This is a genomic window from Asticcacaulis excentricus CB 48 (assembly GCF_000175215.2).
GTDB lineage: Bacteria > Pseudomonadota > Alphaproteobacteria > Caulobacterales > Caulobacteraceae > Asticcacaulis > Asticcacaulis excentricus.
This window is the reverse complement of the sequence record NC_014816.1, coordinates 2122775-2146669: the sequence shown is the minus strand read 5'-3', so window position 1 is coordinate 2146669 and position 23895 is coordinate 2122775. Positions and strand designations below refer to the sequence as shown.

At 60.2% G+C, this 23895-nt stretch carries 22 protein-coding genes; 14 read left to right on the top strand and 8 right to left on the bottom strand.

Annotation, left to right across the window (positions count from 1 at the left end; genetic code table 11):
- The first annotated feature begins 1 nt into the window (after window position 1).
- The 3 genes from ASTEX_RS09905 (at window position 2) to ASTEX_RS09895 (ending at window position 2326) form a co-directional block, all read left to right on the top strand.
- Window positions 2–499 carry a hypothetical protein gene (locus tag ASTEX_RS09905; RefSeq protein ID WP_013479487.1) on the top strand — a complete coding sequence of 166 codons (498 nt, stop codon included), beginning with the start codon at window positions 2–4 and terminating at the stop codon, window positions 497–499.
- Between the two features lie 73 nt (window positions 500–572).
- The gene (locus ASTEX_RS09900; RefSeq protein WP_013479486.1) at window positions 573–1385 is read left to right on the top strand and encodes a sensor histidine kinase; all 813 of its coding nucleotides are present in this window, start codon (window positions 573–575) and stop codon (window positions 1383–1385) included.
- A 158-nt stretch (window positions 1386–1543) separates the two neighbouring features.
- Window positions 1544–2326 (top strand): response regulator, encoded by a 783-nt coding sequence (locus ASTEX_RS09895; protein WP_013479485.1) that lies wholly within the window; start codon window positions 1544–1546, stop codon window positions 2324–2326.
- On the opposite strand, the gene ASTEX_RS09890 is transcribed toward ASTEX_RS09895, so the two are convergent.
- Entirely contained in the window at window positions 2323–2808 is a 486-nt protein-coding gene (locus ASTEX_RS09890; RefSeq protein WP_013479484.1) for a MarR family winged helix-turn-helix transcriptional regulator, read from the bottom strand. The two genes, ASTEX_RS09895 and ASTEX_RS09890, sit on opposite strands and share 4 nt — an antisense overlap.
- 70 nt (window positions 2809–2878) lie before the next feature.
- Here ASTEX_RS09890 and ASTEX_RS09885 point away from each other — a divergent pair, with 70 nt between their 5' ends.
- On the top strand, window positions 2879–3718 hold the full coding sequence (locus ASTEX_RS09885) for an alpha/beta hydrolase (protein WP_013479483.1): 840 nt from the start codon (window positions 2879–2881) through the stop codon (window positions 3716–3718).
- Window positions 3719–3829: 111 nt separating this feature from the next.
- Here ASTEX_RS09885 and ASTEX_RS09880 read toward each other — a convergent pair whose 3' ends face one another.
- Window positions 3830–4012 (bottom strand): DUF1328 domain-containing protein, encoded by a 183-nt coding sequence (locus ASTEX_RS09880; RefSeq protein ID WP_013479482.1) that lies wholly within the window; start codon window positions 4010–4012, stop codon window positions 3830–3832.
- A 166-nt stretch (window positions 4013–4178) separates the two neighbouring features.
- Here ASTEX_RS09880 and ASTEX_RS20510 point away from each other — a divergent pair, with 166 nt between their 5' ends.
- Complete coding sequence (locus ASTEX_RS20510; RefSeq protein ID WP_168148094.1) at window positions 4179–4316, top strand: hypothetical protein; 138 nt, start codon at window positions 4179–4181, stop codon at window positions 4314–4316.
- Window positions 4317–4460: 144 nt separating this feature from the next.
- Here ASTEX_RS20510 and ASTEX_RS09875 read toward each other — a convergent pair whose 3' ends face one another.
- The 5 genes from ASTEX_RS09875 to ASTEX_RS09855 all read right to left on the bottom strand — a co-directional run bounded on the left by ASTEX_RS09875 (window position 4461) and on the right by ASTEX_RS09855 (window position 13332).
- Window positions 4461–5168: a response regulator gene (locus ASTEX_RS09875; RefSeq protein ID WP_013479481.1), complete on the bottom strand. Its 708-nt coding sequence runs from the start codon at window positions 5166–5168 to the stop codon at window positions 4461–4463.
- Window positions 5169–5292: 124 nt separating this feature from the next.
- Window positions 5293–6792: a tryptophan halogenase family protein gene (locus ASTEX_RS09870; RefSeq protein WP_013479480.1), complete on the bottom strand. Its 1500-nt coding sequence runs from the start codon at window positions 6790–6792 to the stop codon at window positions 5293–5295.
- Between the two features lie 118 nt (window positions 6793–6910).
- Window positions 6911–9766, bottom strand: coding sequence for a TonB-dependent receptor (locus tag ASTEX_RS09865; protein WP_013479479.1), 2856 nt, complete (start codon window positions 9764–9766; stop codon window positions 6911–6913).
- A 393-nt stretch (window positions 9767–10159) separates the two neighbouring features.
- The gene (locus tag ASTEX_RS09860) at window positions 10160–11173 is read right to left on the bottom strand and encodes a LacI family DNA-binding transcriptional regulator (protein ID WP_013479478.1); all 1014 of its coding nucleotides are present in this window, start codon (window positions 11171–11173) and stop codon (window positions 10160–10162) included.
- Between the two features lie 71 nt (window positions 11174–11244).
- Entirely contained in the window at window positions 11245–13332 is a 2088-nt protein-coding gene (locus ASTEX_RS09855; protein WP_013479477.1) for a glycoside hydrolase family 2 protein, read from the bottom strand.
- A 128-nt stretch (window positions 13333–13460) separates the two neighbouring features.
- On the opposite strand from ASTEX_RS09855, the gene ASTEX_RS09850 reads away from it, so the two are divergent.
- The 5 genes from ASTEX_RS09850 (at window position 13461) to ASTEX_RS09830 (ending at window position 16545) form a co-directional block, all read left to right on the top strand.
- The gene (locus tag ASTEX_RS09850; RefSeq protein ID WP_013479476.1) at window positions 13461–14189 is read left to right on the top strand and encodes a polysaccharide deacetylase family protein; all 729 of its coding nucleotides are present in this window, start codon (window positions 13461–13463) and stop codon (window positions 14187–14189) included.
- A 139-nt stretch (window positions 14190–14328) separates the two neighbouring features.
- Window positions 14329–14721: a MerC domain-containing protein gene (locus ASTEX_RS09845; RefSeq protein ID WP_013479475.1), complete on the top strand. Its 393-nt coding sequence runs from the start codon at window positions 14329–14331 to the stop codon at window positions 14719–14721.
- 85 nt (window positions 14722–14806) lie between these two features.
- Window positions 14807–15115 (top strand): Dabb family protein, encoded by a 309-nt coding sequence (locus ASTEX_RS09840; RefSeq protein ID WP_013479474.1) that lies wholly within the window; start codon window positions 14807–14809, stop codon window positions 15113–15115.
- 63 nt (window positions 15116–15178) lie between these two features.
- A complete protein-coding gene (locus ASTEX_RS09835; protein ID WP_013479473.1) occupies window positions 15179–16066 on the top strand; it encodes an alpha/beta hydrolase in 888 nt (295 codons plus the stop codon).
- Between the two features lie 50 nt (window positions 16067–16116).
- Complete coding sequence (locus ASTEX_RS09830; protein WP_013479472.1) at window positions 16117–16545, top strand: hypothetical protein; 429 nt, start codon at window positions 16117–16119, stop codon at window positions 16543–16545.
- A gap of 291 nt (window positions 16546–16836) precedes the next feature.
- On the opposite strand, the gene ASTEX_RS09825 is transcribed toward ASTEX_RS09830, so the two are convergent.
- Window positions 16837–18231, bottom strand: coding sequence for an L-serine ammonia-lyase (locus ASTEX_RS09825; protein ID WP_013479471.1), 1395 nt, complete (start codon window positions 18229–18231; stop codon window positions 16837–16839).
- 186 nt (window positions 18232–18417) lie between these two features.
- Between ASTEX_RS09825 and ASTEX_RS09820 the strand changes: the two genes are divergently transcribed.
- The 4 genes from ASTEX_RS09820 (at window position 18418) to ASTEX_RS20700 (ending at window position 23895) form a co-directional block, all read left to right on the top strand.
- A complete protein-coding gene (locus ASTEX_RS09820) occupies window positions 18418–20394 on the top strand; it encodes an ArnT family glycosyltransferase (protein ID WP_013479470.1) in 1977 nt (658 codons plus the stop codon).
- A gap of 48 nt (window positions 20395–20442) precedes the next feature.
- On the top strand, window positions 20443–21462 hold the full coding sequence (locus ASTEX_RS09815) for a LacI family DNA-binding transcriptional regulator (protein WP_013479469.1): 1020 nt from the start codon (window positions 20443–20445) through the stop codon (window positions 21460–21462).
- A gap of 373 nt (window positions 21463–21835) precedes the next feature.
- Window positions 21836–23131: a glycoside hydrolase family 97 N-terminal domain-containing protein gene (locus ASTEX_RS20705; RefSeq protein WP_218918602.1), complete on the top strand. Its 1296-nt coding sequence runs from the start codon at window positions 21836–21838 to the stop codon at window positions 23129–23131.
- On the top strand, window positions 23131–23895 hold the full coding sequence (locus tag ASTEX_RS20700) for a glycoside hydrolase family 97 C-terminal domain-containing protein (protein ID WP_245532542.1): 765 nt from the start codon (window positions 23131–23133) through the stop codon (window positions 23893–23895). Before ASTEX_RS20705 ends, ASTEX_RS20700 begins: the two co-directional genes overlap by 1 nt.

The window sequence follows — 23895 nt, the reverse complement described above, 5'->3', positions numbered from 1 at the left end:
CATGTCCGACCCAGTCGAACGCGATCCCACCCTGAGTTCCGCCCGCCCGGCTGATCCGCCCGCGATGGCGCAGACCGATGAGGCCCCTGACCCCGCGTCAGAGGCCGAAAAGACGCTGTCTGTGCCGGTGGATTTCACCCTCGATATCGAAGACGCCCAGCACCTTAGGCACGATCTTCAGGACTTGCTGAGCGGGGTGGAAACGGTGCACCTCAAAAGCGATGTGAAAGCGCAGATCTCGCGGCTCAACGCCTGGGCGACACGCTATGCCGAAGGACTTGAGGCCGCGCGACAACTGGGTGAAATCGGCATGGCCGTACTGGAGGATGCCCGCGTGCATCTGGCGGCGCAGCTTGACGACTATCTGCGGCTGGAAGGCGAGGGTGGTCAGGTGGCGACGCCGGATCAGGGCCGGCTTATCGATGAATTGAATCGCGCGCTGCGACGAATCACCCGGCTGCAACACGCGCTACGCTTGCAATTCACGCAAACCCAGTAATCTCTTCTCCCTGATGGGTATTTTAAATGACCCAATGGGGTGTTTCGTTTGGCCTTGTGTCCCGGAATAAGATATGTCTCTGACCGCAGACACCCATTTGGGGTTGGTTATGGATACAGAGGTCAGCGTGGACAAGGCAGAACCGGCTCCGGGGCTTGATCCGTCGCAGGAAACCCAACTCAAGGAAGCGCTGTACCGTCAGATGTTATCCGCCGTATCCCACGATCTGAAAACCCCGCTGGCGACCATTATCGGCTCGCTGGAGGTCTATACCCTGCTTGAAGCCAAGCTGTCGGAAGAGAAGCGGCGCTCGCTGATTACGTCCGCCCTGTCCGAAGCCTATCGCCTTGACAAGTTTATCACCAACATCCTTGACATGGCCAAGCTGGAAAGCCGCGCCGTCCAGGCGCGCGAGGAAGCGGCCAATCTGACGCCGCTGATCCGCGATTCTATCACGCGGCTGGGGCCATTGAAAGACAAGGGCGAAATTCGCCTGCATGATCTGGGCGGCGCCGAGGCCTTTCACACGGATACGGTGCTGTTGTCGCGCGTGGTTGGCCTGATTATTGAGAACGCCCTGAAACATACGGGCAAGGCCCCGGTGGTCGATATCGACTATGGGGCATCGGGCGAAGAGGCCTTTGTGCACGTGCGCGACCACGGGCCGGGCATCCCGCCTGACAAGATGCGCGCCATTTTCAACAAATATACGCGCCTGCAAAAGCAGGATCAGCAGAATGCCGGGACAGGTCTGGGCCTGTCGATTGCCGAGCTGATTATGACGCTTCTGGGTGGGCGTATCGAGGTGCGCAACCACCCCGAAACCGGTGCGGTGTTTAGCCTCTACGTGCCGGTGCAGCTGGCCTCGACCGGAGGGGAGAAATAACGCTGATCGTTTGGTTATGAACGTTCGCGGTTTTGGTTACCAAGGCTTAACAAGCCCCCTTTAAAAGACAATGCGAACCGCAGAGTTCAGTATTGCCGCCGCAGCCGGTGGCGTACCAAAGGGCCTCCCCGCCAGACAAAGGATCGTCTCAGGACCGCATGACCCATTCGACCGCGCTCATTATCGAGGACAGCGCCGTGCAGGCGCAGATGATCGGCCGATTGATTTCGGCGCAACCCGGCTGGAGCCACATCCATTTTCCGACCTTCCGCGAAGGTTATGACGCGCTTAGCTCGTTTTCGGTGCAGGCGCTGTTCATGGACATCTTTGTCGGGACTACGAATGGGCTGGCGCATATAGAAGCCTTTCGTAAACGCAGCGGAACGGCCCCGATTATCTTGATGACGGCGGGGTCATCGCAGGAAAGCATCGAAGAAACCCTGAGCAAAGCGCGTCAGGCGCGCGCTGACTTCATCCTGCGCAAGCCGTTCGGCGAAGGTGACGTGAGGCGTATATTTCAAACCGCGTTCAAGGATCTGAGTACCCGCACACGAAAAAAGCACGTGCTGGTGATCGACGACAGCCGGACCTTGCGCAGCTTTATCCGCGGCGCGCTGGAATTTGGCGGCTTTCGTGTGTCGGATGCTGAATCGATGGAGGCGGCCTTCCGCGATGTCGATATCGCCCACGTCGATCTTGTGGTCTGTGACGTCTTCATGCCCGGCATGGGCGGCATCAAGGGCATGAGCTATATCAAACGGACCTGGCCCGCCGTGCCTGTGATCGCCATGTCGGCAGGTCTGGATGGACAGCTCAGTGAAACCGATGCGCTGAACGCGACCGGTCGTGTCGGGGCCGATGCCGGTATCGCCAAGCCGTTTGAGGGCAGGCAGTTGCTCGACCTGGCGGATCGTCTTCTGAAAACGGCGGTGCTGGTTTAAGTGCGATCCGGTTCGGACCACTGCGCCATACCCGCCGTGATGCGGCGCATATAGTCGCCCAGCGCCTGACATTCAGCGTCGCTGAGGATTGTCATCATATCGCTCACCACGCCCGCCTGCACGGCCAATGTTTGTTCGGTCAGAGCGCGTCCCGCCTCGGTCAGCCACAGCCGCCGCACGCGCTTGTCCGCCGCATCGCTGCGCCGTTCGATGAGGCCGCGCTTTTCCAGCTCTGGCAGCAGCATCGATAGATTGGAGCGCCCAACCAGCAGCCGCTGCGCCAGTTCGTTCTGCGTTAGACCGGCAAAACGATAGATATTGGCCAGAATATCGTGGTGGGCGATGCGCACCCCATGCGGGGCCAGCCTGGCATTGAGCGTGCGTTCGACGATCTGATGGGCGCGCGCCACCGCGATCCAGTTGCGAAAACGCGGCAGCTCCCACGGCATTTGGCCGGTCGGGGCCGGGGTGTCTTGCGTCATTTCCGTCCTTGCGATTTGTTCAACTATGAACTAATTATGGTTCAATCTTGAACAGAATAGGCTGTGATCGATGACTGTGCAACCGGATGCCGCGACGCAATCGCCCAAGGCGCAAGCCGACCTTCTGTTTGAGCTGTTCTGCACGCCGGAACCGCTGACCGAGGCTGCGCAAAAGGGGATGGTGCGGGTGGCGGAGCGTCTGAGTGCCGCTGAGTCGCTGCGCATTCCGTTTCAAGGCGGCGAGCTTCAGGCCTATCGCTTTGCCGGAAACGGTCGCGGGACGGTGGTGCTGCTGCACGGCTGGACCGGCCAGGCGGCGGTGATGACGTTCTTTGTCGAGGCGCTGGTTAGCGAAGGCTTCGACGTGGTGGCGCTCGATTTTCCGGGGCATGGGCGCTCCGACGGTGAGCGCCTGCACGTAGCGCTGGGGGTGGCGGCTCTGCACGCACTGCATGCCGTTACCGGGCCGTGGCACGGCGTGGTCGCCCATTCGTTTGGGGGCGCGGTGGCGTTTGCCGGTTTGTCGGAGCTGGTCGGCGATCTGCCGCCGCTTCACTACGGGCGGCTGGTGCTGATCGCCGCCCCCTGTTCTATGCCGCGGGTTTTCGATACCTTTGCGCGCCGCCACGACCTGTCACCAGAGGCCACCGTGTATCTCAAAGACCATGTGAAGCGCCTGACCGGCCATCCGGTCGAAGCCTTTATGGGCGACGCGATCCTTAAGGCCCATCCGCTGCCGACACTGGTTCTGCACGCGCCGGAGGATCAGGAGGTGCTGTTCCTCAGCGCCGAAAGCTTTGCCGCGGCCGGGGACCACGTGACCCTTCATCCCCTGCCTGGACTGGGCCACCGCCGCATCCTCTATGCCAGGGAAACTATGCAGGCGACGGCAGCCTTCCTTGCGTCTTGATTCTTTGGTGGTGTGGCATGTGTTTCCCGAAACCGCTTCCCACTTTTGGTAATCCGAGCGTAAAAAACCCCACCGGTGAGGGCGGGGCTTTATGTCATGGATTCAACGGCTTCACATCGGAGGGCTTGAGCGACGTCCGGTCAGCGCGCTGTAGACGAGGCCAGCGATAAACAGCACCACAAAAACGACGGCGATGAACTTGGCGATATCGGCAAAGGTACCGGCTAGGCCAGTAAAGCCGAACAGGGCGGCCACAACCGCCAGAATGAAGAAGGTGATGACCCATCTCAGCATTGGAAATCCTCCATAGGGATGTTTGTTGCTGAGATCAGCATCGCGCTGAACGCGTAAGGATACAAAACGAGCTAAAGTCTGCGTCCGTAAGCGCCAGATAAGGCCTTAGATAGTCGCCGTTGAAATACGTCTTTACCAGAACCAAAGGGGGCTGTTGGGTGTCAATATGACGATGACGCTGGCGCAATGGCTGACGCCCAAGGCGCAGACCGCAGAGTTTGAGGTCATGCCGGGGAGTATAGGGCGCTGGCGTGCGGACGCGATGGCGGGGCGCTGGTGTCTGTGGGAAATGGCAGCGTTATAAGACGCGCGGATAGGCCGCTGCGTTCGGCTTAACATGTCCAAATAACAAACGGCGGCCCCTGGGGACGGGGGCCGCCGTTTCTTCGCAGGAAGGGGCCGAAGGGCGATCGGGGGAATCGACCCTGGGGACCTGATCCGGGGGTGATCAGGCCGCGGTTTCGGCGACGATCTCCATGCGGTAACCGATACCGGATTCCGAGACGATGGACTTCGACAGCCCCGGCTTGGTCTCCAGCTTTTCGCGCACCTGACCAATATAGACGCGCAGATACTGGGTGTCGTCCACGTGAGCCGGACCCCAGACCTCCTTGAGGATCTGCTTGTGCGTCAGCATGCGGCCGCGGTTGACGAGGAAAAAGCGCAGCAGGTCGTATTCCTTCGGCGTGAAAGGAACCTTCTTTTCGTCAATAAACACTTCATGGCGTACAAGGTCCATGCGGATCGGGCCATTAACCACATCGGGTTCACCCACTTCGCGCACGACCGACTTGCGCAAGTTAGCATTGATGCGCGCCAACAGGACTTCGGCCGAAAACGGCTTGGTGACGTAGTCGTCGGCACCCAGATTGAGAGCCGGTGCGGCGTCCATGTCTTCCGAGCGCGCGGTCAGCACAATGATCGGCACGTTCGACCACTGACGGATGGTCTGAATGACCTCCTTGCCATCGATATCAGGCAGACCTAGGTCGAGCAGGATCAGGTCAGGCTTGACCGAAGCCGACAGGCGGATGGCCTGCTTACCGTTCTCGCTCTCGACGACCTTGAAATCGGCGACATCGAGGAAGATGTTCAGCATCTTGCGGATTTCGTCTTCGTCATCGACTACAAGAATGGTGTTCTTCTTTTCGATCATAAGGCGTCTCTCAGCAGGCAATGGAGCATCAGGCCCCGCATTTACTATGACCTTATGGGTAGCGTTCCGAAAATAAAAATTAAATGTGTGCGTCCGTAACAGTCCTTAAGGCGCAGGTAGCAAATTACACAGCGCAGCAATGCTGGGCGATATAGGCGTCATGCGTCGGCAGGCCATCTGCCGTCCGCCCAATGATGGTCCGCAGATTGGCCAGATAGTCTTGACGCGCAGCATTGGGCACGGCAGCGACGAAGGGGTGCGCGGCAGCGGGGCAGACATTTTGCCCGACCATGACCTGAAGCCAGGCAGGAAGCTGAAACAGGTCGTTTGGGTTGGGCTGAATGAGGCCGCAGGCGCGGAACAGCGCCATCTTGTGCGCCAGCGCCTCGGGGATAGGCATGTGGCGCACCTGATCCCAGAAGGCTTCGCCGTGCCGCTCATTGGCGTGGTAGTGCAGGACGATAAAGTCGCGGATCAGCTCAAACTCCAGCGCGCTCTGGCGGTTATATTCGCCCACCACAGCCGGGTCGAAACCGCGATGCGGGAAGAGGGTGATCAGGCGCGCTATACCCGACTGAATGAGGTGGATGGAGGTCGACTCCAGCGGCTCGATAAAGCCCGATGACAGGCCGAGCGCAATGACATTGCCGTTCCACTGAAGTCGCCGCCGTCCGGTTTCAAAGCGAATGAGGCGCGGATCAGCCAGCGCCTGGCCATCCAGGCGCGACAAAAGGCGGGTAGCGGCCTCGTCCTCTGAGATATGGTCGCTGCAGAAGACGTAGCCGTTGCCGGTGCGATGCTGAAGCGGGATGCGCCATTGCCAGCCGGCCTCGCGGGCGATGGAGCGGGTATAAGGGGTGAGTGGAGAAACGCTTTCGCACGGCACGGCGTAGGCCCGGTCGCACGGCAGCAGATGTTTCCAGCTTTCGAAGCCGGTTTTCAGTGCCCCTTCGATCAGCAGACCGCGGAAGCCGGAACAGTCGATAAACAAATCGCCCTCGACCTGTTGGCCATCCTCAAGGCTGAGGCGCGTCACGTGGCCCGTTTCGGCGTGCAGGGCAATGTCGCGGATGCGCCCTTCGATGCGGCGCGCCCCCTTCGCTTCGGCCAGTCGGCGTAGATAAAGGGCGTAAAGCGAGGCATCGAAATGATAGGCATAGGGTATGCCGGGCAGGGGCGTATTGGGGATCTGGTTCAGCGGTGCGAAGCGGTTGGCATAGGCGGCGCGTTCGTTCAGTGAATAGGCCCAAAGATCGTCGTCCTGCCCCTCAAGATGCGCCTGAAGCCAGTAGTGATGAAACGGCACCGAGCCCAGATCACGCCCCAGTGTGCCAAAGGCATGCATATAGCTGTGGCCTTCGTGCCGCCAGCCTTCAAAGGCGATGCCCAGCTTGATCGTTCCCTTGGTTTCGCGCAGGAAGTCGTTTTCGTCGAGGCGCAGAAGAGCGTTGAAGTGCGCGATCATCGGAATGGTCGCTTCGCCGACGCCGACCGAGCCGATCTCTTCAGACTCGATCAGAGTAAGGCTAAGCTGTTCCCCCATGATCTGGGACAGGGCGGCGGCGGTCATCCAACCGGCCGTGCCGCCGCCGGCGATAACGATGCGCTGAACTGTATCGACCATGCCTGTTCCCGGAAAATGGCAGCGAATGCGGAAGAGTTAAAACAAAACACCCGCCGAAGCGGGTGTCCACTCTCCGGTCAGAGCGTTTGCGCTCCGACCGGGGAAATGTTCTGAGCGATCAGAACTTGTAGTTGATACCGATGATGTAGCTCGAACCGTAGTCCTCGTACTTACGCACTTCGGCCGGGGTCGAGTAGTAGGTCATGAACGGCTCGTTGGTAAGGTTGTTGCCTTGCAGCAGGATGCTGAGATCCTTCAACGGCCCGCTCTGGAAGGTGTAGGAGAGCTGCGCATCGACGATCGATTCGCCTTTCACCATGACCAGTTCGGCATTGTTCTGATAGTCGGGCACTTCGCCCAGGAAGTCATCGCGCTTGCGCTGCGAGACGCGGGCCGAGAAGCCGTACTTTTCATAATAGACGGTGGTGTTTTCCACCTTCTCCGACAGGCCGGGGATGGGGATGGCCGTCGTGCCGTTTGGCTTGATCTCCGACTCGTTCTTGGTGAAGCTGTAGATCACCCCGAACCCGTCCAGCCATGGCGTGATCAGTTCACCCGGGATGGAGGCCGAGAATTCGAGACCGCGGATATAACCGCCGTCGCCGTTCAGCTTGGTCGAATAAATGCCCACGCGGTTGGTCTGGGCCGGGTGCGCCGGCAGGCCGGCCCCCAGCTGGTTCGGATTGACCGCAAACTTCGTTGTGTCGCTGAAGTCATAGGTGGTGCGCGCGTCGAAGACGTAGGAGGTCAGGTCCTTCTTGAACAGGGCCAACGCGACATAGCCCTTGCGACCGAAGTATTTTTCGATCGACAGGTCGTAAGAAGTCGCCCGCCATGGTTCAAGCGCCGGGTTGCCGCCATTGGCCGTCCAGTAGTAGTTCGTGGTGCCGCCCGTGCCCGTAACCGTGGCGCACGGATTGCGGCAGGTGTCGTAGCTGAAGCCCGCCGACATGTCTTCCATCTTCGGACGCGACAGCGTCTTAGCCGCAGCGAAGCGCAGTTGCGTGTTGTCGAAGATTTCCCAGCTCAGGTTCAGGCTGGGTAGGACGTCATTATAGTCGGTGCCGCCGGTGATGACCTGGCCATTATCCGGTGAAACAGTGCCGCCGGTATAGATGGAGGTCGCCGTCTGTTCGGCGTGCTGCTGCTGGACACCGATATTGCCCAAAAGCGGCTTGCCCAAGAGCTCGGTATTGATGTCGGCCATGACGTACATGGTGGTGACGGTTTCATCGACCGCCCAGGTGTTCTTGATGGCATTGGCCGCAACGTTGCGGCGGAAGGTATAAACGCCGCCATTGTACATACCGAGCGCGTCGTAGGAGATCATGCCCTTGATGCCGATGAAATCAAGCGCCGTGGTGCCGCGACGATACTGTTCCGGTACGGCCATCGACATCGGGACCGGCGTGGCAGCCTTTGACAGTGTGAGCGTGCCTTCGTTGCCGACCTTAGACTTCGAGCGCTCCGTCCGGTTGATGCCGAATGACACTTTCGAGAACAGCGGATTGTTGTCGAAGGTGCGAGTGGCGGCCAGACGGATGATGTCCAGTTCGTCCACAATGGTCGGATTCTTCAGATAGCCGGCCTGCGTACCGCCGCCCCAGCCGCGCGGGTCGGTCAGGAAGATGGTGCCGTAGTTGGTGTAGTCGAGCGCCGAGGTAATGGTGGCCCCTTGCTGACCCGACTGCTTGATGGTCACGGTGTCGAGCGCGCCGGAACCATCAAGGCCCGTACCGGCGGTGGTTTCCAGAATCAGGTCCGTGCGATCGACCTTGGCGTGCGACAGGTCGGCTTCGAGTAGCCAGTTGTCGCTGAGGCGATAGCGGGTGTTCCAGCCGATATTGTCGAGCGTGGCTTCACGCTGCGTGACGTAGTTGCCAAGCACCGTCTTGATGCCGGAGAAGGTGGCGCTGTTCACCAGACCATTAGAGGCGGTGTAGGAGACGAGACGCGTCTGACCGTCCCAGCCCGGCGGCACGGCGGCCCCGGCGCAGCCCGTCGGGCAGGCGGACGAGCCTGAGTTGTTGGCCGGATTGAACAGCGGGAACTCGATGCGCGAACGCAGTTGCGTCTCGTTGAATTCCGAATGGTAGGCATCGACGGTCATGTGCAGACGGTCGTTCGGCTTCCATTCCAGCACGGCCATCAGGCCGTCGCGATCAAGGTTGGACGAGGCGACTTCGGGCTTGGCGCCGTCGATGATGGTGTTGCCGGTGCCGTAGAAGTTACGCGTATAGCCCCAGGCTTCCCACTTTTGCAGTTGCGACGGCGAAGAGGTCGAGGCGTAGCCGATGGCCACACCCAAAGTCTTGTTGAAGAACTGGTCGATATAGGTGACCGCGTAGCGATTGCCGGTATTGCTCGACCCGCCGATAAAGGCGTCATTGGAGTTCTGTTCGCGGCGATAGTTGAGCGCAACGACCTGCTTGCCGAACGACAGCGGGCGCACGGTGCGCAGATCGGCGGTACCGGCGATGCCTTGCGTCGGCATGGAGGCGTTCGGCGTCTTATAAACCAGAACCTGAGAGATCAGTTCGGACGGATACTGGTCGAATTCCACGCCACGCCCGTCATTGGTCGAAACCTGTTCGCGGCCATTGAGCGTGGTGACGGTGAAGTCCGGCCCCAGACCGCGCACGCTGAGCGACTGGGCGCGGCCATTGGTGCGCTGCGCCGCGATGCCGGGCAGGCGGGCGATGGATTCGGCGATCGACTGATCCGGCAGCTTGCCGATATCTTCGGCCGAGACGGCTTCGACGATGGAGGTCGAGTTACGCTTGGCGGAAATGGCGTCTTGGATACCGCGACGGATACCTGTGACGACCACCTCGGTGACGCCATCGTCACCCTGTTTCGCGGCGGTGTCCTGCGCCATGACGGGCGCCGACAGGGCCAGCGAGGTGACGAGCGCGATGCCCGCTCCGCTGCAGAGCAAGGTGGCGCGGCGGAAAGTGCCGTGTCCGGTTTTCATGATGTAGAGCCTTCCTGACTGTCTCTTATTGATCGCAAACTCTTCTGGTTCGCGTGGCAACACTCTGGTCCCTGTATCTTCTCAATAGCCAGCCTCTGTTGGGCCGTGTTCGGGGTCTATGACACGGAGTTAATGTTTTTGCAACTGAGTGAAAATATTGCGCCGGATTTCCTGTACGCTTTGAGGCTGTTTGTGGCTCTGATGTAACGTTTTACGCGCAATTGTGCGACAATAGGACGGATTTTCCCGCGTTTTTTCGCATTTGCGAGCTAATTGCACCGAAAACATATTCAGTATCAGGGGTATTATTTTTGCATATTAATGCAAAAAATTACAGAATTTTGCAAATTTTACGATAGCGCTAACATCTGCCTCTGCGTCAATCTGAGGGTTTTACCCGCCGCAGGATTCGCGCACGACCAGCTCGGTCGAAAGGCGCTCAGACAGCATTTCACCTTCATTGAGCGACCCCAGAAGCTTCGACACCATCAGGCGGCCGGCGCGCGCCAGCTCCTGTGAAATAGTGGTCAGCATGGGGTGGGCATAGGCGGCGAGCTGAATATTGTCGTAGCCGACGACCGAGACGTCCTGCGGCACGCTGCGACCGCCGCGTGTCAGCCCCTTGATGGCCCCCAGGGCAATGATGTCTGAGGCGGCAAAGATGCCGTCAAATTCTATGCCCTTATAAAGCAGGTGGGTGACGGCGGCCTGCGCCGACTCCATCTCGAAGTGACAGGGCACAATCAGTTGCGGGTCGAAGTCGAGCCCGGCGGCGTTCAGGGCGTTGAGATAGCCCTGATAGCGCTGTTTCATTTCCTGGGCTTCGCCGACATCTCCCAGATAGGCGATGCGTCGCCGCCCCAGCCGCGCCAGATGCGCCGTGGCGCGCGCCCCGCCGTGCAGATTATCCGAACCCACGCTGCAATAGGTCTGGCCGGCAATCTCCGCTCCCCAGACGATAAAGTTGCGGTGCGACTTCATCAGGTGGTTGAAGCGTTCGTGCAGATAGGATTGCCCCAGAAAGATCACACCGTCGGCACGAATATTGTGCATTAGTGACGTCAGATCGTGCTGATTTTTTGGGGTTAGGTGCGACAGCAGGAGGTCGCAGCCCATGTCGCGCGCCGCTTCACCGACATCGGAGATCATTTCGAGATAGAAGGGGTCAGAGAATCGCCCCTCGCGCCCGTGCGGCGGCGGGATGACGATGGCGATGGTAGCATTGGCACCGGACATCGGCACCGGCGCTTCGGCATCGCCGAAGTAGTTGTGCTCGCGCGCAATAGACCAGATGCGCCGCTTAGTGACGCGGTTGACCGACGGCGAATCGGACAGAGCGCGCGACACGGTGGCCACCGACACGCCGGCGATGCGGGCAATATCCTGAAGGCGGGGGCGGGGCGACACGATGCGATTATCCTTTTTTGGTATACCGCTTGCTTAATCGCCATTGTGGCAAATGCAAAGTGTATTCAATGTCAGGGTGTGGGGATAAGGGTTTCCAACGACGTTGAATAAGCCCAGCGCACGCGGTCGTAATAGGCGCCGTTTTCGGCCTGTATCGTATTGACGCCGGGGTTGAGTGGCACGCTTTTGAAGATCACGACCCCATTGACGGCGTTTTGTGTCGCCAGTTTCGCGCCATTAACCGACAGGGTGATCTGCGGCTGGTTGGTGTAGATCTTCACATCCGCGCGCGGCTCAGAGCGCTGGTTGAAGCGGCGCGACGTGATATAAACCACCGGGGCCTTAGACCACTGCGCCTTGTAGAACCAGAAGGCGTCCTTGCGCGTCTTGCGGTCATAGGTGACGAGGCCCTTGTCGTTTATGCCCGACTGCTCGCCTTCGTTGCGCCCGTCTGAAGCCGCGTCGAACATCTGCCACACGAAACGGCCCCAGATGAAGGGGCGGGCCTTTAGCATGGCCCAGTTGGTTTCGTGATACAGCGTCTGATACTGTTCCGGATGCCAACCGGAGGCGGGAACGACCGCGCCGGGGGTATCGTCCTGATGCGCGACGCTGCCACCTGCGCCATACTCGGTGACGGCGAAGGGCTTGGTCGGGAAGCGCTTGTGATACGCGTCGGCCCAGTCGCCCATCGTGCCCTTCTGTTCCGGATACCAGCCAAAATAGCGGTTGAAGCCGAGCTGATCCGTGACGAGGGCGCGGGCATCGTCGTCGGCGACGCAGCAATGGGCGTAGATGGTTGCCCGCGTCGGGTCTTCGGCCTTGGCCACGGTATTCAGTTCGCGGAACAGGCCGGCTATGGCCGTGGTTTCGCCGTGCAGTTCGTTGCCAAGCCCCCAGGCGATCACTGAGGGATGGTTGATGTTCTGCCGGATCAGTTCGCGCAACTGCTGCGCCGCATTGGCGCGTATGGCTTCGGTCACCATTGGCAGGTGGCCGACCAGGGGAATCTCGGTGAGGACCAGAAGTCCGCGCCGGTCGGCCTCCTCATAGGCCATTTCGGCGTGCGGATAGTGCACCAGCCGCACCGCCGTCGCCCCCATCTCGTCGATCAGGTTGAAGTCTTCCACGATATCAGAAGGGGTAATCGCTCCGCCCTTGCCGGCGCGGCTGGCGTGCAGGTTGACGCCATTGACGTCATAGGGCTGACCATTGAGCAAAAGCCCCTTCTGCGCATCGAAACGAACAGAACGTATGCCAAAGGCGACCGAATTACGGTCGAGCGTGGCGCGGTCGTCGCTGATTTCGGTCACTGCGGAATATAGGTAGGGGTCTTTTCGCCCGTTCCACAGGCGCGGTGCGCGCAGTTCGCCTTTCAGGTCCGCTATGGCCGTGCCGTTGGCGGCGACATTAACGGCTTTGGAAACGCTTAAGACCGGGGTGCCCGACGCGTCGAAAATGCGCGTTTGCACGATCAAGCGCGTCGCGTGAGCGCGGCCGTTGCGCAGGCCGACGCGGATCCTCAGGGTCGCGCCTTGGGGGGACACGGTGGGAGTGGTGACCGCGACGGCGGGTGAGCCGTGATCGAGCCAGTCAAACCCGGCCTCGCGCGCTTCGATCAGGGACACACCGCGATAGAGCCCGCCATACACGGTAAAGTCCCCGCCTGGCGGCGCGATGTGCGGCCAGACGGCGTTTGACACACGCACGGCAATCACATTGCGCCCAGCGGTGACGTAAGGCGAAACATCGAAACGGAATGTGGCGTAACCGCCTTCGTGCCGCCCGACATACCTGCCGTTGACAAACACGTCGCTGACAAGTGCCGCGCCGTCAAATTGCAGATAGAGCCGCTTCGTGGCGGGGAGGGCTTTCAGTTCGATGGCTTTGCGATACCACATCGTGCCGCGGTAAAAGTCGCTTTTACCCGCCGTCGGGCCGTCTTCGCCATCACCGGCATTGGCCGTGTGGGGCAAGGTGGCCACGCGCCACGCGCTGTCGTCAAAGGCGGCGGCTTCGGCGCCTTGGGCATCCGCCTTCAGAAAGCGCCAGCCCGTATCTAGCGAGGCCGTGGCGTGGATCTGTGCGGCAGCGGGCAGGGCCAGACCAAGGCCAAGACAGGCCAGCAGGGCGAAGATCAGGGCGCGGGGGGGGCTCATCCTTGGCGTATCCTCTTTTTAATTTGATAGCGGTAACGGCTTTCCAGCGGTCGATTATGCAGGCAATATGGCTGCAAATAAGACCGTGCGGGTTTGTCCCTCCGGATCATCTTTGGGGAGTGTGTTGCATGATTCGTTCGCTTCTTGTCGCGGCCTGTGTGAGCCTCGCTTGTGTGCCGGTGACGGCGCTGGCCTGTGCGCCGGACGCTCTGGGGACGTCGCGGACGCTGGTTCTAAAGCGCGAAGGGGCCGCCTACGGAACGGCGCAGCACGTGGCCTTGGCCTTGCAGCCGGGCGAGGTGGTGCTGACCTTTGATGACGGGCCGCGCGCCGAATCCACACCGCCGGTGCTCAAGGCGCTGGCCGAACAGTGCGTTAAAGCGACATTTTTTATGGTCGGCGACAATATGGCCAAACACCCCGATCTGGCGCGTAAGGTGGCGGCGGGCGGCCATTCGACGGCCATGCACAGCCTGACGCACCTCAACATGACGCAGCTGAGCCCCGAAGCGCAACTGAGCGATCTGAAAACAACACAGGACATCTACGCCGCGACCTTTGGACACGCCGCCCCGGCCTATCGCTTTCCGTTTCTGGCTGAAAGCCCGACCCTGATGGAGACGCTGAAGGCCCAGACAATCACGGTGATGTCGGTCGATTTGGGCATTGACGACTGGCTCGCGGATCAGACGCCGGATATTCTCACGGCGCGCCTGCTGGAACGCCTGAAGGCCAAGGGGGGCGGCATTATTCTAATGCACGACGGTCAAGATAGCACCGCAGCGGCACTCCCGCAGATGCTTAAGGCGCTGAAAGCCAATGGCTACAAGGTCGTGCATCTCGAGTGGGAAAAATAATCGCGAAACGGGCTTGTTAAAATGTTATAAAGTAACATATGTGGGTGGCTATCTTTTGTCTCGCCCCTTGCAAAGAGTTACGGTATAACATATGTCTGAAGCCCGATCTCGCTCACAAGCTGCGAAGCCCCCGTCCCCTATGACCACCGCGCCCGACCCTAAGCCAAACTCGTGGATGGATGCCACTGCCATTGGCCTGTCGGGCCTGTGTCTGGCGCACTGTCTGCTTCTGCCGTTTGCGGTGGCGGCCCTGCCGGTGCTGGGACAGGTGGCGGGTGAGCATCTGGTGCATCAGCTGCTGATCCTGCTGGCCGCGCCGCTAAGCATCTGGGCGCTGCATCGCACGGGCGGCTGGAAAAAGCCGCTTGTGGCCGCTTTGGCCGTTACCGGTCTTGGGCTTCTGGCGGCGGCGGCCTTTGTGCCTGTGGTGGCCGCGCATGAAACCCTTATCAGCATTATCGGTGCGGTATTTGTCGCCGGAGCGCATTATCTCAATTCGCGCCTGCATCGCCGCGGCCATAAGCACGCTTAAGCCAGGCATTTTCCCTCATGACGGTTGACTGAGCCGCCTGACGCTTTAAGAGGGGCGGCGGTTACATTTTGTACGGATTGCCCCGATGCTGCGTCACATCGTCATGTTCAGTTGCAAGGATAGCGCCGACCGCGACCGCATCCGTCAGGGCCTGTCCCTGCTTACGCAGATCCCGCACGCCCAGAAGCTTGAGGTCGCCTTTAATGAAAAGGTCGATCAACTCGGCAACGATATCGAAGTCGTGGTTTACGGAGAATTTTCCGATGTGACGGCCTTGCGGGCCTACAAGGAGCATCCGCTTTATCAGCAGTCGATCGATATTGTGCGCCCGTTGCGTGAGCTTCGCGTGGCAGCGGATTACACGGTCGAAGCCGCCGCGACGACGGCGTTGTAAAAAACCGGATACACATTTTCGCACATCGCTTTATGCTCCTTCCAAACATAAGGGAGGATGATCATGCGCGCCTGTTTTCTCGCCAATAGTCTGGCATTCGCCGTTTCGGTGCTGAGCCTGTCGCCCGCGCTGGCGCAGACCATTGCCCCCGAGGCGGGCGTCGTTACGCCCCTGTGGGACAAGGGCGCGCCGGGCTTTGAGGCCTTGCGCGATGTGCCTGAAAAATCCGGCGACTGGTGGGTGCGGGGCGTCAATAATCCGTCCGTGACCGTGTTTCGCCCCGACCCCGCCCGAAACAGCGGCACGGCCATAATCGTCCTGCCTGGCGGCGGTCACGAAAACCTCGTCTTCAACTCTGAAGGGCTGAAACCGTCGCGCTTCCTTCAGGCGCAGGGCGTGACGGCTTTTGCCCTGAAGTACCGCCTGGGGCGTGAAAGCGACAATCCGAAAGCTGATTATGACATCGCCACTCACGGCGCCGCAGACCTGAGGCGCGCCGTGCGCTGGGTGCGCGCCCACGCCGCCGAATACGGCATCAAACGCATTGGTGTAATGGCTTTTTCCGCCGGGGGCGAGCTGGTCCACATGACGGCTTTTGCGGACTTTGAGGGGGTTGCGACGGCGGCCGATCCGGTGGATCGGCTGAGTGCACGTCCGGACTTTATCATCGAGGTCTATCCAGGGCCTTTAGGCGTGCCGGTGCGCTTTGAGACGGCACCCCCCCCGGCCTTCTTCCTAACGGCGCACGATGATCACGGGCCGGTGGCGGTCCTTGACCGCCTCTCGCAACTCTATGCGGCGTGGCCGCAGGTGCCGGTGGAAACGCACATATTGGCCGCCGGCGGTCATGCCTTCAATATGGGTGAGCGCTCGAACCTGCGCGCAATCAAAGACTGGCCCGCGCGCTTGTCGGACTGGCTGATCGACAGCGGCTATATCTCTGTGCCATAATTGAGCCGCGCGCCGATGCTATCGGCACCCTTTATTCAGCGGGGAGTTTCATGAGCCTTGTGCGTCACGCGGCCGCGATAGGGATGGGACTGACGGGGCTGCTGATGGGCGTCGCTGCGGCGCAGACTGCCCCTCAATCGCCGGTACCTGTGATGGACATAAAGCCGCTTAGTGCCGCCGAAGCCAGCGAGTGCCGCGCGATTGCCGAGGTGCTGCGCGATCGTCAGTACGAGATTATGGACAGTCTGCTTGTGCGTGTTGAACGCTCACCCAACCTTTCGACCGAAGGGCTGGAGGCTGCCAAAAAGTCGCTTAGTGAAGCCGATGCCGCCATCAAGATCGCCGAAGGTCACACTGAACGCTTTGTCTTCGCGGCGGTTGCGACCCCTGCCGTCAAGACCACGATTGGCAAGGTGGACAGCGACACCCTGACGCAACGTCTGAATGAGTGCCTCAAGCGGATGCCCGTCAAAAATTAGGGTCGGCCAGTTTAAACTTTCCTCCATCCTACGACGTCGGGCGGTGGCAGCGAGGGAAGCGAGTATGACGGTGCGGTACACCCCGTGAAGATACCCCTCCGCCTCGCAAACTCGGCGCGTTCCTAAAAATGTGAAGGCGTAAAATCGCTAAGGCGAGCGCATTACAAGGCTTCATATCGAACGATGTTTTGTCCAAGTGCCTCGCCAGATTGAGTTGTGCGTCTTCTATATAAATTATTGTTTTTTATAAATATTCCGTCTATATCTGCTCGCGATTCTCGACATATCGCTTTAACACTCCACCACATTGACGGCCAGGCCGCCCTGCGAGGTTTCCTTATACTTCGACGACATGTCGAGGCCGGTCTGGCGCATGGTTTCGATCACCTGATCCAGCGTCACCTTGTGCGGCCCTTCGTCGCGCAAGGACAGGCGCGCGGCATTGGCGGCTTTCACCGCGCCGATGGCGTTGCGCTCAATGCATGGGATTTGCACCAGACCGCCGACCGGATCGCAGGTCAGGCCCAGATTGTGCTCCATGCCGATTTCGGCGGCGTGCTCGATCTGCGGCGCGCTGCCGCCCCAGACGGCGCTGAGGCCCGCCGCGCCCATCGAACAGGCGACGCCGACTTCGCCCTGACAGCCCATCTCGGCTCCAGACAGCGAGGCACGCTGCTTATAGATCATGCCGATACCCGCGGCGGTGAGCAGAAAACGCCCGATCCTGCCGTCCGAGCGCGTATCGGCCTCGCTCCAGCCATCAAAGGCGCAATAATAGCGGATCAGGGCCGGGATAATGCCCGCCGCGCCATTGGTGGGAGCGGTCACGACGCGCCCGCCCGCGGCATTCTCCTCGTTGATGGCCATGGCAAACACGTTCAACCAGTCGAACAGGCGCTCGGATTCTTGATTGTGCGCTTCGGTTTTTAGTGTCTCAAAAAGGCGTGGGGCCCGGCGCTGCACGCTCAGTCCACCCGGCAGGATACCACTGGTTTTCAGGCCGCGGTTGATGCCTGAATCCATCACCTCCCAGATGCGTTTTAGCCCGGCATCGGTTTCGGCGCGTGGGCGACGGGCATCTTCGTTGGCCAGCACCACGTCATAGATATTGAGAGTGTGCTGCGCACATATGTGCAGCAATTCTGCCCCCGACGTAAAAGGCAGGGCCGCCTTTTGACCCACGCTGATGCGGTCGTTTTGCGCCGGAGCCGATAGTTGCGCCGCCGAGGCGATAAAGCCCCCGCCGGTCGAATAGAGAGTGCGCTCAAACACTTCCGCACCCGCCGAATCATACAGGCGCACGCTCATGCCATTGGGATGCAGGCGCGGCGTGATGTCGCCGCGAAAGTCGATATCGCGGCGATAATCAAAGCCAATTGTCTGGCCGCCAAACAGCGAAATCTCTGAGGCGGTTTTCAGCGCTTCATAGGTGGCATCGGCCCAGTCGGGATCGACCTGATCCGGTTCGGCGCCCAGCAGCCCGAGCACTGCGGCCTTGTCCGAGCCGTGACCAATTCCGGTCAGGGCCAGTGAGCCCTGAAGCTCCACCCGCACCCGCGCCGCCTGCTCAAGCACCCCCGCCGCCTTCGCCTCGATCAGGGCGCGGCGCGTAATGCGCATCGGCCCGACCGTGTGCGAGGAGGACGGGCCAATGCCGATCTTGAACATATCGAGGACGGAAAGCATGGGGAAACTCGATGCAGATGTAACGGTATGGCGGCTTAACATGCTTTGGCGGGCAGTTGTACTGCAAAGCCACCCCATCCTCACCAGCGAGGAGGGGACAGCGAGCGTAGCGAACCTGGGTGGGGTGGCTTTCCCGCATTGCCTCCACCTTAAACCCCGCTATAGAAGAGGGAAGGGAGGCCGCGCATGACCCAGTTGTATGAGATCGGACAGGGACCGGAAGCCTTGGGGCCGCAAAAGCCCCTGTTTGGCGACGATCGCACGCTGTTGCGCGTTGGGCTGATCATCGGCGCGGTGCTCTTTGTGTGGAAGCTCTATATCGCGATGACAGCCAATGTCATCTGGGAAGAGGGGCACTTCGCCGTGTCCGGCCTCTACCCGGAACTAGGCTATCCCGATATTCCTGCCGGTTTTCCGCTGCTGTCGCGGCCCGTTACGCTCGTCTTCGGCATGGAGGTCCTGCCGCTGCGGGTGCTGTCACTACTGATCGCCACTGCCATTCCGTTTGCCATCTGGTTTATGGCCAAACCGGTCGTCCCGGCGCGTCAGGCTATGTGGGCCGCTATACTGTCGCTGCTGATCCCGCCGCTGTCGATGTCGGGCACCATCTTCTATCCGGAAGGGCTGTTGCAACTTCTGCTGGCCCTGATGCTGGGCTGCCTTCTGCGCGCTTTCAAGACGGATGAGTGGAAGTGGTGGCTTTTGACGGGCCTGTGCGGGGCACTAGGCCTGTTTGTCCACTTTCGCTTCCTGTTCCCTGGCGCGGGGATTGTGCTGTTTGCCCTTCTGACGACGGCTGGGCGGCAGTTGTGGACGCGGCCCAAGTTCTGGGCGACTGGCGCCGTGGCTGCGCTGGGGCTTTTACCGTCTTTGCTGTACAACGTCTTCAACGACTGGCCCGCCATCGCTTTTCATGTCACCAACCGCCCGGTGTGGCGGCCGGAACTGAAGCTAATGACCGCCTTTCTCAATCAGCAGGTCGGGCTGGTCACACCGGTCTTTTTTGTTGGCCTAATCTTTGCGGCGAAAACGATGTGCTGGGATCACTGGCGCAAGCCGTTGGCGCTGCTGGGTATCGTCGGCGTGTTTATCTTCGCCTTCTATTTCGTCCAGTCGCCCGCCAATGCGCAGATCATGCCGCACTGGCCGTTCCTGGCCTATGTGCCGCTGGTGGTAGGCCTGCCTGGCGTGCTGATCAGCTTCGTCGATCAGGCCAAAACGATGGGCGCACGCCGTCTGCGACAAGGCGTGCTGGCGCTGGGTCCGGTTCTGGCGTTGGGCGTCGGTATCGGCATCACCGTCTATGAATACGCCTGGGCGCATACCGAAAAGCTGCCGTGGCAGTGGAAGCAAATAAACTTCATGCGCAACGAAGACTGGACCGTGCTGCACCCAACTCTGATCGAGGCTGAGGCGGTGGCGCGGCAGCAGTTTGGCCCCGAAGTCGCCGTCGCCGTGTCGGGTCACGTCCCGGCGGTGCGCCTAGAGTTTCCCAACAGACCGTCGCGCACCTTTTATACGCTTGGCGAGCCTTATGACGGCTTTTCGCGCTTTGGCACGGCGCGTCAGACCTGGGGGCTCGGGCAACGCGACCTGATCAAGGCGAAGGCGGGCAAGGGTGTGGTGCTGGTCCTGCCCGATCCCAGCTATCTCTACCATCAGCCGGAGGAGTTGAGCTTCCGGCGTGACCTCTGTCAGCGCTTTGACGACCTGATGCTTTATAAGCGCATCGAGCTGCCGCCGGGGCGCAATGTGGTGGCGTTTTATACCGGACGCCTACGCAAGGACGCTGTGACGTCGCCACCTGCGCCGTGCGCTCTTTTGCCGGAACTCTATATAGCCCAGCCTCCGCGCGGGCAGTTCCTAGAGGCCAACGCGCAGACCAACTATTTTGGTATCGCCGCCGATGTGCAAGGCGTGACACGCGTCGATATACTGATCGATGGCAAGCCGGTGACACAGGGCCATTACGGGCTTGATCCGGAAGGTTTCAAAACGCCCGACGCCCTGCGCTATGACCCTAACTGGCCGAAGCTGCAATTTGATTTCAAGCTGGATAAGGCGGGTTTGAAACCGGGAGCGCACACCCTGTCTCTACGCGCCACGCGCACCGACGGCAGTACGATCGAAGGGGCAGAGAAGACCCTCTATATTAGGGAATAGCCGTCGCTCCCGAAGCGGGTTATGCTGCGCAAAAAAGGGAGGCTCCGCGTGGGGGTTAAACGGCCAACATCCTTTGACATAGCGGCGCTGGCCGGCGTTTCGCAGGCCACAGTCTCGCGCGCGCTCAGCCAGTCGCCGGCGGTCTCCGAAGAGGTGCGCCGACGCGTCTTCGAGGCGGCGCAACAGCTCAACTACACGGTCGATGTCAATGCGCGCAAACTGCGCTCAAAGAAGATCAACACCATTGCCGTACTGATTTCCGAAGACCTTGATCAGGACAATCCTATTAACCCGTTCTTCGTGCCGCTGCTGGGAGCGATCCTCAAATATGCCGGACAGAAGGGCTATGACGTCCTGACCTCACTGCAACAGCAAAGCGCAAGCTGGAGCAATGACTATGGCTTTGCGCGGCGTGCCGATGGTCTGATCCTGCTGGGCTATAAAGACTACGACGACTATGTGCGCAAGGCAGAGGGTTTAAGTGACATCGGCGAACCGTGGGTCGTCTGGGGGCTGGTGCAGCCGGGGGCCGGGCACAGTGTTGGCTCGGATAACGCGCAGGGCGCCTATGAGGCCGTGTCGCACCTGATCAGGCTAGGGCGGCGCCGTATTGCCTTCCTTGGTGAGGCCTCATCCAGCCATCCGGAGTTTCGCGACCGTTATGACGGCTATGCGCGGGCGCTGCGCGAAAACGGCCTGAGCATAGACGATGACCTGCTGGCCGACTGCTTTATCTCGCGCGAAGACGGAGCAGCGGCGGTGGCAGGGCTGATAGCTCGCGGGGCAAATTTTGATGCGGTGTTTGCCACGGCGGACCTGCCGGCCATCGGGGCCATGCAGGTCCTGCAGAAACAGGGAAGGCGCGTGCCGCAGGACGTGTCGGTGATCGGCTTTGATGACCTGTGGGCGGCGGCCTGCACCACCCCGGCGCTTTCTACCGTGCGACAGGATACAACGGCGGCGGCGCGGGCGCTCGTCGATGCACTGGATCGCATGATCGCCAATGAGCCTGTGGAGCCGGTGCGCGTGCCTACCCGGCTGATTGTCCGCGAAAGCTGTGGCGGATAGCAAAAAAATAACCCCGTGCGACGGGAGACGCGCAGCGGGGTCATAAGGTCAGGTTTGAGAAGAAACCATTCCAGGGCTGAAATGGCGGTTCCGCCGCGTTGCCACGGGCAGAAGGGGTATCAGGGGGGAGTCGTTCTTTGGTTATCCCTGCAAAATCGTTTGACTGGAAACTAGGTCTTGGGGCGCAGAGCGGCAATCTGAATACGTATTCAACGCGAGCGGAGGCGTTCTGAATACGTATGCACGCGCCGCTACCAGGTCGGTGTGCTAACCAAAGAACAAACAACAACAGCGACAAAACACAGGGAGACAGACGATGACAGTTCGCGCAAAGCGATTTAGCCTCGGTATGCCAGTTTTGATGGGGCTTGCCATGACGCTTACCGCTACGACCGCAACGATTGGCTGGGCCCCGCCCGCCGTGGCCGCCGCCGAAACGCTCGATGAGGCCTATAGTCAGGCCACGGGGCTGGCGGTCATAGCCACCGCTGAGTCACCCAGTAAGGTCCTATCGGTCAAGGTCTTGCTCGACAATGACGGGCGGTTGTCCTACGCCGTATCCCGCAAGGGCCATGAGATCATCGCTCCGTCTCGGCTAGGCTTCATCTTGGCTGATCAGCCCAAGCTGGACCGTAATTTCACGGTGGAAAAGACCGCTACCTCGGCCTTTGACGAGACGTGGGAGCAGCCGTGGGGCGAATGGAAGACCATCCGTGATACCCACACCGAGCTGCGTGTCGATGTGGTGCAGGCAAAGTACGACAATCGCCGTATGACGGTGGTGTTCCGCCTGTTCGATGACGGCTTTGGCTTCCGCTACGAATTCCCCGATCAACCGCAACTGAAAACGCTGAAAATCACCGACGAACTCACCGAGTTTGCCGTTAGCGACCAGGCGACCGCCTACTGGAACGTTGCCGGCGAGTGGAATCGCGAAGAATATATCATCCAGAAGACGCCGCTGGCCGAAGTGTCAGAGGCTCAAACGCCGATGACGCTGAAGACCGACTCCGGCCTTTACATGAGCTTCCATGAAGCGGCTCTGATCGACTATGCGGCCATCTGGATGCGTCGCGTCGATGGGCAGCGCCTGAAGACGCGACTGGCGCCGTCGTCCATCGGGCCAAATGTGGTGCGCGACGCGCCGTTTCCGACGCCTTGGCGCATGGTGATCATCACCGATAATGCGCCGGACCTTTATCACTCGCACATCCTGCTCAACCTCAATGAGCCGAACAAACTGGGCGATGTGAGTTGGGTCAAGCCGTTCAAATATGTTGGTATCTGGTGGGACATGCACCTCGGCACCAAAACCTGGGAGGCCGGGCCGAAGCACGGGGCAACGACCGAATACACCAAAAAATATATCGATTTTGCGGCCAAGCACGGCTTCCGCGGCGTGCTGGTCGAAGGGTGGAACACGGGCTGGGAAGACTGGTTCGCCACCGGCCACCTGTTCAGCTTTACTGAGGCTTATCCCGATTTCGACCTTCCCGCGTTGTCTGCCTATGCCAAAAAGAAGGGCGTGCATATTGTTGGCCACCATGAAACGGGCGGCAATGCGGCGCATTACGAACCGCAGATGGATGCAGGCTTTTCCCTCTATCAGCAAAACGGAGTCGATGCGGTGAAGACCGGCTATGTCGCCGATGCGGGGGGGCGAAGGTGATGGGCTCTGACGGCAAACCCTACTACACCTGGAACGACTCGCAGGACATGGTGCGCCACTTCCAGAAGGTGACCGAAACGGCGGCCAGGTACCACATCGCCATCAATACGCATGAGCCGATCAAGGATACGGGCCTGCGCCGCACCTACCCCAACTGGGTGTCCCGCGAAGGACAGCGCGGCATGGAATATAACGCCTGGGGCAATCCGCCCAACCCGCCGGAACACGAGGCGAATCTGGTCTTCACCCGTATGTTGTCCGGCCCCATGGACTTTACTCCGGGCGTCCTCAGCCTTCAGGGCAATGGCAAGCCGATCTATTCGACCAAGGCCAAGCAGCTGGCTCTCTATGTCGTGCTTTATTCGCCGATACATATGGCCGCCGATCTGATTGAAAACTACGAGAAGGAAATGCCGGCGTTTCAGTTCATTAAGGACGTGCCGACAGACTGGGCCGACACAAAGATGCTGAGCGGGGAACCGGGTGACTATGCCACGCTGGTACGCCTCGATAAGAACAGCCGCGACTGGTATCTGGGGGCAGTGACGGACGAAGAGGCGCGTAGCCTCGACATCGCGCTCGATTTCCTGACGCCTGGTAAGACCTACGAGGCGCAAATTTACCGCGACGGCGAGGATGCCGATTACCGCACCGACGCCCGCCATTCGATGCAGATCGAAAAGCGCAAGGTGACCTCCAAAGACCGCCTGACGTTGAAACTGGCGCCCGGCGGCGGTCAGGCCATCCGTTTCAAGGCGCTGTAA